The 13170-nt window shown below is 41.8% G+C and carries 8 protein-coding genes; 2 read left to right on the forward strand and 6 right to left on the reverse strand.

What is annotated here, in order from left to right; translation table 11 throughout:
- The first annotated feature begins 22 nt into the window (after positions 1–22).
- The gene (locus VXM68_RS20420; RefSeq protein ID WP_367209834.1) at positions 23–1021 is read left to right on the forward strand and encodes an alpha/beta hydrolase family protein; all 999 of its coding nucleotides are present in this window, start codon (positions 23–25) and stop codon (positions 1019–1021) included.
- On the opposite strand, the gene VXM68_RS20425 is transcribed toward VXM68_RS20420, so the two are convergent.
- The 6 genes from VXM68_RS20425 to VXM68_RS20450 form a co-directional block, all read right to left on the reverse strand.
- Entirely contained in the window at positions 954–1910 is a 957-nt protein-coding gene (locus tag VXM68_RS20425; RefSeq protein ID WP_367209835.1) for a hypothetical protein, read from the reverse strand. The two genes, VXM68_RS20420 and VXM68_RS20425, sit on opposite strands and share 68 nt — an antisense overlap.
- Positions 1911–2847: 937 nt before the next feature.
- A complete protein-coding gene (locus VXM68_RS20430; RefSeq protein ID WP_294182855.1) occupies positions 2848–3723 on the reverse strand; it encodes a hypothetical protein in 876 nt (291 codons plus the stop codon).
- Positions 3723–4913 carry a copper amine oxidase gene (locus VXM68_RS20435; protein WP_293954505.1) on the reverse strand — a complete coding sequence of 397 codons (1191 nt, stop codon included), beginning with the start codon at positions 4911–4913 and terminating at the stop codon, positions 3723–3725. The genes VXM68_RS20430 and VXM68_RS20435 overlap by 1 nt, the downstream gene beginning before the upstream one ends.
- 71 nt (positions 4914–4984) lie before the next feature.
- Positions 4985–6652 carry a DUF5018 domain-containing protein gene (locus tag VXM68_RS20440; protein WP_367209836.1) on the reverse strand — a complete coding sequence of 556 codons (1668 nt, stop codon included), beginning with the start codon at positions 6650–6652 and terminating at the stop codon, positions 4985–4987.
- An 18-nt stretch (positions 6653–6670) separates the two neighbouring features.
- Complete coding sequence (locus VXM68_RS20445; RefSeq protein ID WP_367209837.1) at positions 6671–8374, reverse strand: RagB/SusD family nutrient uptake outer membrane protein; 1704 nt, start codon at positions 8372–8374, stop codon at positions 6671–6673.
- Positions 8375–8397: 23 nt separating this feature from the next.
- Entirely contained in the window at positions 8398–11607 is a 3210-nt protein-coding gene (locus VXM68_RS20450) for a SusC/RagA family TonB-linked outer membrane protein (RefSeq protein WP_367209838.1), read from the reverse strand.
- A 313-nt stretch (positions 11608–11920) separates the two neighbouring features.
- On the opposite strand from VXM68_RS20450, the gene VXM68_RS20455 reads away from it, so the two are divergent.
- Entirely contained in the window at positions 11921–13150 is a 1230-nt protein-coding gene (locus VXM68_RS20455; RefSeq protein WP_367209839.1) for an ROK family protein, read from the forward strand.
- Positions 13151–13170 lie beyond the last annotated feature (20 nt).

A 13170-nucleotide genomic window follows, 5' to 3' on the forward strand; every position in this document is an offset into this window, starting at 1 on the left:
TAAATATAACCGAGAAATTCTTATGCCTAAGATCCATTTATTAGACTATTTTCCGCCGAAGCTCATTTCGATAAAACGGATCACATTCTATGTGCTGCTATCGTTGATGTTTCTATATGTTGTGACCTATTCACAGATTGCGAAAGCCCAAAATTCAGATTGGCTAACAAAAGATATCCTATTTAAGAGTGAGGACATTCAATTGGCAGGTTCCATACTTCAGCCAACACATCCCCGTGCGGCCATTGTCCTCGTTCACGGTTCCGGTCAAGAGAAAAGGATGACGGATTTCGCCTCATTTTTAGCTCGAAATGGTATTGCTGTATTTACCTATGACAAACGTGGGGTAGGAAAATCGAAGGGAATTTATGCCGGCCCTGAGGTTGGTACAAATAATATTGACTCCGCTAACCTCAATCTGCTTGCAAAAGATGCACAAGCAGCTGTAAAAACGTTCCATCAACAACTACACAACCCGAATATTCCAATCGGACTGCTAGGATTTAGTCAAGCGGGCTGGATCATTCCATTGACGGCCAACAAAAATCCATTGGTCGACTTTTTTGTCTTGTATAGTGGTGCAGTAATTCCTGCGCGTGAACAGCTCCGATTTCAGTTCTTTACAAATGGAAGAAAAGACTTTTGGGATAAACATACGGAGACTGAGGCTCGTCATCATGTGATGAATGATCCAGACCGTTATCAATTTATCAATACCGATCCAGTCACATCACTAAAAACGACAGCTGTACCAGGACTTTGGCTGTTCGGGTCGCAAGATATCCAAATACCGGTAGGCTTATCGATAGAACGCCTCAATGCATTGAAAGCTCAGGGAAAACCTTTCGAGTATTGCCTATTCCCTACATTAGATCACAACACTAGTCTTTCAGCATCGGCTGAACCAAGCGACATTGCACTTCAATGGATTAAGAGCAGGACTAAACGCAAATTCACTCCTTCTCCTCTCGAACAAGAAAATCATAAGAATACCAAAATTTTAGGTGTCCATAAGAATTGAGATCACTTAGACTATAGCTAATAGGATAATCATAGCTATGCTGTTGCAATTCAAGTTCATTTTTATAATCCGCAACAAGTTTTTTAATTGGGTTGAGACCTGTTGCACGTCTGATAAAGCCTTTTTGTCGTCCGCCGCGCAGATATATTAATACGTCTGAACCATTTAATATTGCTTTATCCAGTTCGGTCAGTTCTTGGTTGTAAAGTAATTTCTCCAGGACATTTTTCAGATCACCACGCGGAAAATCGCTTTCTCCCATTACAATGGAATGTGTACCGTAATTTGCGGATGAAACATAATAAGGATTATATCCGCTATTTTTTAATTTTTCAACTTCCTCCTTGTTAAAACCCTTTACATCATCCGCTAGATCAACTTGAAGGCTAAATGCAATATGCTCCCGACGCAATAGCAAGCTGTTTGCCCTCTTTATTGTGGTTGAATCACGATGGCGAACCAACTTTAGCACACTATCTACGTCAGGGCTATTATTGAGATGATAACGTATCGCTCTATAGTCGAAAAAAGCACCTACAGAAGATTGCTCCAAAACAGCTGGTTCCCCTCTGCTTTTCTTTGCAAAAACTCGAATAGCATCATAACTTGGGATGATACGAATCGAAGGTAAAGTTGGCTGCGTAGATGAAACTGCGTTTTTAAAAGGTTTATAATAAGAGCGAAGAGCGGTTAACTTTAGCTGCGGCGTCGTGTCTTTCAAACCCCAGACCGTGCCCAAATAGAAATTCTTATCTACCGTACCATCTACATAAAACTGACTAACAGAAAATCCAACAGAACGTCCTTCAAACTGATACCTTTTGCCCATTACTATCCCATCAATCTCTGTAGCGTCAATATCAGCATCCTCTTTGTCACAACTTGACAAAAAACAAATGCTTAACAAAAACAGGAACAGATATTTCATAATTTAAAAAATTGATAGTCACTTCTGCTGAAGCACTTAACTCATCTACCCGTCGGACAATGGCCTTTAGATTCTTCTCAAATATATACAAAATTCCTAACCCGACATACATAAAAATAAGAAGAACAACACGATACAATGCTAAGGAAGCCTACGCACCTAAAAAATTAAAAATAAGATAAACTATTAATACGTAGAGAAGGATCATCTATAACACGAAACTTTGTTCATTCTTATGGCATCGATGATCTTTTTAATGATTGCCACAACCAAAAAACTATAAATATCCAATATAATGATTAAATCTGAAACAACCAAATACCAAATTGTGGGTAATAACAATTTTCATTCACCTTTAATACAGTAGTCGTTCAGTGCTTGTTCAGTGCTTACTGAATCATCACTGAACAAGCACTGAACGATCACTGAACAAGCACTGTGATAACGTAAAATTTGGTTGCTATTTGGTCATAAGGTAATTTTGCTAAAAATTGAAGAAAAAAAGGTAAAAAACTACGCTTATGTAACAAAATGTAGATGCTGTATCGAAATAAAAAATACTGATGAAAAAATTTCTGTATGACCCGATCATTTTTTTTGATCTAATAGAAGAGAATAATTAATAAAAAAACACCCGAAAGCATGGGGTACCCCGGGTGTTTTAGCCATATTATTAACCTATTTTATGAAAAGTGCCCTTGAATGGGCAACACTAAAGTAGAAAATAACTTTTTATAAACAAAATAAAACTTTAAAAAAAGCATTTTTTATCAGGTACTAAATCGGTTAAACAAGACGTTAGGAACACCAATAGAAAAAAACAAATCGTCGTTAGAAATGTTAAAAGCCAGCTGTTTACAACTGGCTTTTAACCCTATATACTTTTTCTTAAACAATTTTAAAAACCGCCCCCATTAATCAACACATTCTCCCCTCCTTTTTTGAGGTTAGCTGCATCCTGTTGGATTTTAAAATATTGTGCCGCTGGGCAGGCCATCTGCGTCATCCGTCCCGCATGCATAGGCACTTCAATCACTTGCTTTGCATCATAGCGGAGTAAAGTGGTGTAGGACCAAATTGCTTCCAATACTTTCGTTTTTGTTGCCTGTACAGGTTTGCCTTCATTGGCCACCTGATCGATAGCGTTCACCCGCTTAAACTCACCCAATCCACCCAGGGTATATCCAGCACTTTCAAACGTAGCTTCATATTTCTTGCCGTTACCCTGTATAGCAAATTTTAACATACCCGGACCAACAATTTCCAATGTCATCAGCACCTTTTCTCCAGGATACCAATAATATTCGTCCTGTGCGGGTGCATTTTGATAAAGACTTGCCTGGCCAGAGCCATGTGCAGCTCTTCGTAAAAATGGTCTGAAAGCCCGTCTATCTTCAGTCACATTTCCTTTTTCATCTTTAATAACTTCCCAGGTAAGACCAATATCCGTTTCCTGTCCCCCCATGTTACCGCCCATATAAACGGAGGGATTATCCAAGTATTGCTTGGGTTTGCTCGGGTTCAACCGCGCCGGATCAAATTCCATCTTTGGTAAGGTAACTTCGGCCTTAATGCCGACCCAAACATCTGTACTGGAAACGACTTTTCGATAGTAGGCTCCTTGAAAACAAGCTTTTGAAGAAGCCGGACGCACCTCATTTTTGAGATACTCATTTCCATCATCACCTACGACCGGAAATTCTGGTTTAACAAATTCATTTTTTGCACTGCAGGCGGTCAGGCCTAGTAAAAAAAGTAAGAGTATGTGTTTCATTATTTCTTCGGATCAATAGGTACAAAAATTAATGGGGTCGGTAGGCAGGAAGCTCCCGGAGGAGAATAGGTAAATTCTATTTCCTGTATTTCCTTCTTCGGGTCGGGCCAATAAGTTTCGATGAGAATTGCCTCTGGATAACCTTTTGTAATCAGCGCATTTTTGGGATATTGCATCACTGTCTTTTGACCATCTTGCCCCACAAGTTCCATTGTCAGCCCCATACCACCACACCATTGGTTGTCACCAGATCGACTGTTCCAGCTGACCAAAGCCAATCCTTTTCCGTCTGTACTCTTCCATTTAATCTTTGTTTTATACAGCACACCGTAGTTTCCGGCATTCTTGGCAAATTCCTTTTTCGCACCAATCGTTCCCGTGATCCATGGATCGCCCTGTCCGTCGGCAACAATCAGCTGCACTGCTCCTTTTTTGGTATCAAGCGTATCTTTCGGATTAATCTGATAATTGGAAATTGGAAAAATACCACGCCCAGCGTTTGCGTGACTATGTGGAATCAACGTCTTTATCCGCGGAAACACTTTTGGGCCAGACTCATTTGGAGCAAATTGTATGACAGCAATCTGCGCCGGCTGGTCTACCACAAATTCATAGAATCCATGGACAAGTTCATCGTATTGTACCAGCTGTTTTTCCAGTTTTTCATCGATAGCCATCACTTCCCCCGGTTTAAGCACTTTCACCTGATTGTTTACAGCAGATAAAAAGTAGTCCTCAAGCCCTTTCTTTCCAATTTCAAAATAGTTTGAACTCGGTTTTTGTGAAGCATACTTCAACATGCGAAAATGCATATTTTCATGCCCCAGGTTTTTTATGACCGCCGAAATCTTACGGGGCATTTTTTGAGGTTCTTTAACACCATTGACGTTATAGACATACAACCTAACTGCTCCGGGATCAACCGTCTCCTGTAGTGCAATGGCTTCCGGAACACGGATATACTCGGGATCATCAGATATGATATACTGCGGCCCCGGTAATACGGTCTTTGTGTAAGGCAACTTGGGAAAGTCCGTTTTTAGAAAATCCTCCAATAAGACGATATCGCCTTTATTTGCGCTTACAATCTTTTTGGACACGCTACTTAAATCATTTTTTTGTGCAAATCCAACTTTACACGAAACTAAACCTAACATCAACAATAAGCTTGTTTTGATGTGCTTGTTCATAATTTTATTTTTTTACGAATGAATACAATGTTCCTCCACTGCAACACAAGCTGCGTGAAGGAACGATTATTTTAATTTGAATCGGCATAAATTGTAAACTCCTGCGCAACGAGATAACCAAAGGTCGTCAACATATACACCTGAAGCCTTTGTCCATTTTCTGAAGTTCCCATACAGATGTCGCTGGTTGCATTACCATTGGTACCGCCAGTAAACAGCTCGGACTCATAAACACGTAATTGGTTATAGGTCGGTGAACTCAGTGTGGTACCAATGCGGGCTCGATCGCTAATATCATAAACATACATCTGACCAATCTCATTGCTTCCGAACAATTTGACCTGAGCCAAAATATCTGCGTTGTTAAAACGCTGAAAGGCGATACCACCATTCATAGCAGTACCGGTAATTGCCGGGAATGCTGCTAGCCGCCCCCAGGTACTTCCCGAAACATAAGCAAGTTCGGCGTTAGTGCTCGCGATCAGTTCGGCGTTAGCGCCGACCCCTAAAGGAAGATATTCCGGAAGGAAGCCCAATGATGTCGCACCATCCTTATATTCCAGGACATCGGCAGCGGTAGATTTTATCTGGCCATTTTCGACTGTCCAACGCAGGAGGTAACGACTGGTTGCAACCGAAGCGAGTAACTGACCGTTTCCGTCCAAATCCCCTACCCAGTTAAGTTTACGACCGATATTGCCATCGCCGGCAGCTACCGCAGCAGGTTTGCTATAAGGTAGATCCAATAGCTTGGCAGGACTGGTATCAAAAACATCTCTGTATTTGTACAGCACAAAGCTCTGTCCATTCGGCGTATAAGTTCCTAACATAAATCGTCCTTTTTCATCGCTCACGCCTTGGAAGATCAAACGACCTGCCGGGAAAGGATTTGTTAGGTTATGGGAATAAGCTCCTGTGAAACGGTTGTATACCTTAAATACAGATGGTGAAGTCCGGCTCACAATCACCAAGTAGTCGCCACTCACAAAACAGGACGTTTCACTATTTGCAGTGAAGCCCAAGTCTGCCGCTTTCTTCAGGAACAAGCGCCGGTTAATGCCCACCCCTTTTTCAAGTTTGACAGGTTCTTTGACAACCAATTTGAGCTGCCGCTTGATATTTCCGGCTCCAGAAATCGTCAGTGGTACTTCTGCACCGTTTGCTAAATTGACCTGAGCTCCGCTTGCTATAGAACCACTGGAATGTTTATTAATAACGTAACTCAGCGTAGATTGTGAAAGATCCATACCCGGCACCACATAAAACGTCACCGTATTCCCATTTAAGATCCCCTCAACCTCATTTTCCTTTTGTTCGCTATCTTTAAATGTAATTTTGATTCCTGAAATATCTGTATTGCCTTTCTTCTCGGCAATAACCACATAATCCTTTGCGTCACCGTTTCCCGCGGTGACAGTAATTTTCTTGGGTGCCGTCAAGTCTGTAAATCCATTTAATCCCGGCGTCACCTGGGCATCAGCCGGAACGGAAGCGCGTAACATCAGTCGCGAAAGATCTACTTCATTGTCCGAATCGATCGGATAATAATAATCTACGTGCAAATACACCGTATCATTGCTGATCGTACTCAAGAAGAGCCGATCTTGCCCTTTCCCATCAATCGTAGCGTAAAAATCCATCAATTGATTTTTCACATTCCGCTCCAGATAATTAGGTTTTTGACATCCTCCCAAAAGGATCGCACAGGCCCATAAACTGTAAAATTTTATTTTGTCCATTGCTAGTCTTTCATGTTTTTACCAACCTTTAATTTGAGTCAAAGCGCTGTTCAGCTGCACTTCATTTTCAGGTATGGGCAGATAATATAATTTTGTACTGAAACTTCTTTCGGTTGCGTCTGCTGAGACAACTTCATACGTTAATCCTGTTGCGTTCGGACTGATCTTATGCCCTGTAAACTTCACATTATCCAACAGGAGGTGAGCTTTTCTCCAACGGCGCAAATCCCAGAAACGATGTCCCTCAAAAGCCAGTTCAACTTTGCGCTCGTGCTCCACTGCAGCCATTGCCTGATTATTGTTGGCAAGACTAAGGGCATTAAGTCCACGCTTCTGGCGAAGCTGATTGATGTAGGTAGTTGCAGTCGCAAAATCGCCCAATTGCGCTTTCGCTTCCGCCATAATCAACAAGACCTCTGCATAGCGCATTTCGATCCAGCTTTGTGTACTCTTATTTTGAACGAATGTGGTATTTGTAGGATCAAGCATTTTGCGTACATAGTATCCCGTAACGGTACGTTTGGGGTCGCCACTCGCGCCAAATGTTGTAAATCCTTCTATCGCATCGGTCGTCGACGTATTCAGTGTTCTTCCTTTCCAGGTTGCACCATTGTACAAGATCGTCGCATAGAAACGAGGTTCACGATTTGTATAGGGAGCCACTGCCTGCGCAGCATTCTGCCAGGAGAATTTGGATCCGTCAGCCATTTCAAATTCATTGACCAATTCAGCCGTTGGCACACCATAAACCAATGTATTACCCGGAGCATCTCGAGGTGGGGCATAGCCCAGGTCGTATTGATGCGTGACATCAGGTGCTGCAAAATCTATTCGAAAGATTGCTTCCTTTGTATTTTTATTGGTAAAAATGCTTGCAAAATTATCGTCCAAGGCATAGAGTCCCCCATTAGCCATATCGATGACTTTTTGCGCTGCATCGGCTGATTTTTTAAAATACTCCGCGCTCCTCGCCTGTGAAATGCCCGTCAAAGGATCCTGATTGAACTGCTTGAGATCATATTTAGCAATAGAGCCTGCATACAGTCCTACACGTGCCATCAAGGTATAGGCCGCGCCCTGGGTAGCCCGGCCAGCAAGATTGTTGAGCGGAAGATGATCCACCGCATATTGGAGATCCTCCAGGATAAAATCATAAACGGCTTCCTCACTCGAGCGTTCGTGATCTTTTTCAGTATACTGATCCATACTCTTGAATAGAATCACGCTTCCATGGATCTTTACCAGCCAGAAATAAGCATATGCTCTCACGAACCTGCCCTCAGCCTCATAAACCTGTTTTTGAGCATCGGAAAGGCTGGACTTGGTGTTAATCCCATTGATCATTTCATTGATACGACGGATACGTTCATATCCGCTCGCCCAATAATTCAGGCCCACACTTGCGGAAGAAAACTGGTTTGAGTTGGATACAAGAATATTGACGGTACCATTCCCAGCCGTATTTGAGGTAAATTTCATTCCATCGGCTAAAGCATCCATTGCATTGTCATAGCCTAAATTGGGAAATTGACCAAACTGGAATTTTTTAAATTCAGCATAGATACCCGACACATATAGTTCGGCCGAATTGGGGTCAGCCCATACTTTCTCTTCTGCGATCCGGTCCTGTGGAATTAGATCGACAGAACAACCTTGCAACGCCATAAACAACAGGCCTAAAAATGAAAGCTGCCGACAGCTGGTATATAGAGTTGTTTTCATCTGTAATAATAATTTTTAGGAGATTAAAAAGTAACGCTTAAACCAAATTCAAAAATCCGTTGCTGCGGATAAAATCCATTATTGACATTTGGCATTTCGGGATCGAGGTATTTCAAGTAATCCCATGTGAAAAGGTTTGAGCCCGAAGCAAACACGCGTACATATTCAATCTTCGCTGCATTCAGCAATCCTTTCGGGAAAGTGTAGCCCAACTGCACGGATTTAAGCCGCAGATAATCTCCTTTTCTGATCCATCCTGAATTGGCATTTGCATTGTTCGTCGACATACCTGTTGCTTTATAGGCACTCATACGTGGAAATTCGCCATTCGGATTGTCTTCGCGCCATGAGTTTTCAACCAAGAAATAAGGGGAGTTTCCATAATTATAAAAAGGTCGCGTAAAAGGTGTATTATCCTCTACCCCTGAAGTTCCTGACGATCCTTCGTAAGCTCCTGCTAGGGTAACATCAACACGTGCAGCACCTTGCAACAATGCTGAAAAGTCGAAGCCTTTATAAGCCATATCGAAATTCAAACCGAATGTTAATTCAGGTACATTGGAGCGTCCGATATAGGTCATATCATCTGTTCGGGTAATCCGGCCGTCGCCATTCAAATCTTTAAATTTGAAAAAACCGGGCGCCATAAATCCCGAACTTGGTGAAGGTGTATTGCGTGCTTCCTCCCAGGTCTGTACCATCCCCTCTTTGACAAATCCAATTTTTGTTCCGATAGGTTTGCCAATGAGACTCTGCCAAGAAGGGATACCGTTCGCTTCATCCAGTTTCAGATACCTGTTTTTCGCCCAGTTAATATTGCCGGTTACGCCCAGTTTGAATTCACCAAAACGGTCGTTATAACGCAATTGAGCATCAAAACCGCGATTATCAACTTCGCCGATATTGGCCAAACTCGGAAAATAACCACCCATCGACGCTGGATAAAGGTTTCCTACCTGTCCCAGAATACCGGAAGTATAACGGTAGAACCATTCGAAATCAAAACCAAATTTTCCATTTAAAAACCGTGATTCAAATCCAACATTGGATGTGGTGGATTCTTCCCATTTCAATAGTGGGTTTTGAGGTGCATTGGTATATAAGGCTTTGACCGGTTTGCCGTCTATGACAATGACTGGTGTTGTATTTTGCGAAAGGGTATTAATGTAAGGGAAACTACCCACTTGTGCACGATCGTTGCCCGTACGCCCAATAGACCCTTTTACTTTAAGGAAATCTGCAAAAGGGACAGCTTCCTTAAAGAAGGACTCATTTGAGACAACCCAGCCCAATCCAATGGCCGGAAAAGATTTCCAGCGGTTTTCCTTGGCAAAGTTAGCGGAGGCGTCCCAACGCGACACCAACTCCACCAAATAACGATCGCGGAAAGCATAATTCAGCCGTGTCACAAATCCCGCCCGTGCAGATTCTGCATCACTGGAACCTGTAGACTTGATAATGTCTTCCTGGGAAGCCGAACCATAGTTTATTTCCTGAATAATACTGATTGGAAAATTACTTGCGCCGGCACCAAATTGATTACCATGAGTTTTTGCATATTCATATAAACCTAATACACCGATGCTATGATCACCAAAAGTGCGGTTGTAATTTAAACTGGCCTGCCAGGTGCTGCGATAGCTTGCAGCAAAGCTCTGACGAAGAGAAGTCTTCGTGATTCCAGGCAAAGTGGTCATGGCCACAAAGTCGCCTGCAACCTGGTCCCGCTGTCTTCCCATCGTCGGATACGGTGTCAGCCAAGATTTGGATTCATCCGAATTATAGTCGTATGCGCCCTGAACTTTTGCCAGCAAACCTTTTACTCCCGGAACTTTAAAATCAATGTTTGCTGTTCCCTGAAAGATATTGCTTTTGAGCTTCTGGTATCCTGAATTTGCAACCGAAGCAATTGGGTTGACCCATCCTGCTCCGGCCTGATATGCTACCGGGAGTCCATTTGGGGCATACATAGGCAAATTTGGCAGCATCCGAACAGCTTGGTAAAATGGATTCATATAGGCCGAGTTATCGGGTGAAATACCGGGTAAATTGGTATTTTGATTACGCAAACCAATGTTCAAACCAACCGTCAGGTATTCATTAAGTTCACTTTTAAGGTTTGTACGGATATTGTAGCGTTTAAAATTGGTATTGTCGATCACCCCGTCCTGGTTCATGTGGCTGACCGAAGCAAAATACTGCGTTTTGCTCGCTCCACCAGAAATTGTAGCAGCATGATGTTGCGAATAGCTATTATTATCTGCCAATAGGCCAATCCAGTCTGTATTCCCAAATAACGGATTGGTATTAGTTCCATTTGCCACAGCATCGATGAGTTCCTGCGTGTAGATGTAAGGTGATTCAGTTTGCTTCGTATTGCGGAGAAAATCATTGTCCAGTTCTGTTCCTTTATTATACCAGTTCATATAATCCGGTCCATTGAGGAATTTTGGAAAGCGGGTATTTTGGCCAATGCTGTATCCAAAGTCATAGGTTACTTTGGTCTGTTCCTTTCGCCCATTTTTTGTTTTAACCAATATAATACCATTGGCGGCCTGTACACCATAAGCGGCCGTGGAAACTGCATCCTTTAAAAAGGAAATCGTTTCTATCTCACTTGGGTCCAGATAAGCCAAGGTAGAAAGCGGTCTTTCGATATCATCGACAATCACCAAAGGACTTCGATTACCGCCGTAAGTTCCAACTCCGCGCAGATACAAGGTCGCATTATCTGCCCCCGGGCGTCCTGATTGTTGTAATGCTGTCAATCCGGGAACACGTCCGACAAGTGCATTGGTCAAATTCATCGACGGGGCTTTCTTGAGCTGATCACCTCCGATCTGTACGACAGAACCAACAACGTTGTTCTTCTTTTGCGTACCATAAGCCACAACAACGACCTCGTCAATCTGACGTTCATCGGACTGCAAAACAAAACTTTGTGTACCGGCAACTGTGATCTTCCGCGACTGCGACAAATAGCCGATATAACTAACCTGAAGTTCAGCCGGAAGTTGGTCTACCTGCACGGTAAAACTCCCTTTTTGATCTGTACGTGTTGTTACAGAAGTGCCCACTACTTTAACCGTCGCCCCAGAAATAGGCTGTTCATCGCGATTTCGTATGGTACCATTTACAATGGATTGAGCAAAGCTTATTGCGGATTGCATAAAAACAATAAGTAATCCCAATGCCTTAAAAAGATACCTGCGTTTTACATGTGTTGGTTTCATAATTTAGGAATGAAAAAATAGTGTTATGTTAAAAAATAGTATTTATGGTCACTCGGTTACCTAAACCATGATCAGACGTTTTTCTTTGGATAAAACACACAACGTTCTGACACGGGGCAAGGCAACATATTTTGGTTTACAATAATTAGGTATATTATTTATACAACGCTAAATAAGAAATAAAATTTTAAATATTCAAATTATTTCTAATTTTTTTTATTAATTAGAGGCTAATAAAGAAGAAAAAACACAAACTTAATTTAACGTGATGATATATTTACTATATTTACCCAGAAGTTAACGTAACACAGTTATGAGTATAAAATTCTTGAGTGACTTACATGATGCAAGCTATAGCGGTGTAGCCTATAAAAATATTTTGCTTAAAAAGGAGATTTTGACCTTTTTTGCGACTAAGGGGCCTTCAACTATTCCTGAATTGAGCAAGGAATTTAACATCAGTATTCCAAAAATTAATGAATCTATTAATGAACTTATAGAAGATGCGCTGGTCCAGGATAATGGAAAGTCGACTTCGGGAATTGGTAGGAAACCAAATTCTTACGGCTTACTTGCAAATGCAGCTTTTTTTGTTGGCGTTCAGGTAAGCCATGATCATCTTAGTATCGTGGTAATGGATATGAAGAAAGACATTATTGCCACACAAGAGGAAATTTCCCATCGTTTGGAAAATAATCAGGAATCACTTCAAAATATTTGTCGAGAGATCAACCAGTTTATTGCCACACATCATATTCAAAAAGATAAAATATTGGGTGTCGGCATCAACTTATCTGGTCGCATTAACTACCGAACAGGTTATTCCTACAGTTATTTTAATTTTTATGAAGATCCCCTATCGAAATATTTTGAGCAGGAGCTGCAATTGCGCACCTATCTTGAAAACGACAGCAAGGCGCTTGCGTATGGCGAGTTTTCGAGTGGAATTTTAAAGGACGAGAAAGATGCACTCTTTGTCAATGTAGACAACGGTATCGGATTGGGTATTTTAATCAACGGAAAGATCTATTATGGGAAATCGGGTTTCTCGGGTGAATTTGGACATATTCCCATTTTTGACAACGATATCATCTGTCGCTGCGGAAAAAAGGGTTGCCTCGAAACGGAAGCATCTGGTTTTGCACTTAGAAACCGTGTAATAGCAGCACTGCAAAATGGCGCAACGAGCATCCTAACAAAAAAATTCAATGATCTGGAAGATATCCGGCTCAGCGATATTATCGCTGCTGCAAAAAAAGATGACAATCTCGCTATTGAGTTGATCAATGAACTTGGGGAAAAATTAGGTCGTGGACTTGCTACATTGATCAATATTTTCAATCCAGAAATCATCATCGTAGGTGGTATTTTAGCCAAGAGTGAGGAATACCTGATGTTACCGCTGAAAAATGCAGTCAATAAGTTTTCATTATCCATTGTCAACAAGGACACCAAACTTGCTTATTCAAATAATGGGGAAAAACTTGCGGCCTTTGGAGCTTGCCTTCTCATTCGGGACCGTCTGCTTTCTATTATCGATTAAGACATAAGGCGTGGATTTCA

The sequence above is a fragment of the Sphingobacterium sp. R2 genome (assembly GCF_040760075.1).
Classification (GTDB): Bacteria; Bacteroidota; Bacteroidia; order Sphingobacteriales; family Sphingobacteriaceae; genus Sphingobacterium.

Bases quoted from the DNA above. Each gene is read 5' to 3' on its own strand.
- VXM68_RS20420 (WP_367209834.1), top strand. From the start codon at position 23: ATGCCTAAGATCCATTTATTAGACTATTTTCCGCCGAAGCTCATTTCG.
- VXM68_RS20430 (WP_294182855.1), bottom strand. From the start codon at position 3,723: ATGAAACACATACTCTTACTTTTTTTACTAGGCCTGACCGCCTGCAGT.
- VXM68_RS20435 (WP_293954505.1), bottom strand. From the start codon at position 4,913: ATGAACAAGCACATCAAAACAAGCTTATTGTTGATGTTAGGTTTAGTT.
- VXM68_RS20440 (WP_367209836.1), bottom strand. From the start codon at position 6,652: ATGGACAAAATAAAATTTTACAGTTTATGGGCCTGTGCGATCCTTTTG.
- VXM68_RS20445 (WP_367209837.1), bottom strand. From the start codon at position 8,374: ATGAAAACAACTCTATATACCAGCTGTCGGCAGCTTTCATTTTTAGGC.
- VXM68_RS20450 (WP_367209838.1), bottom strand. From the start codon at position 11,607: ATGAAACCAACACATGTAAAACGCAGGTATCTTTTTAAGGCATTGGGA.
- VXM68_RS20455 (WP_367209839.1), top strand. From the start codon at position 11,921: ATGAGTATAAAATTCTTGAGTGACTTACATGATGCAAGCTATAGCGGT.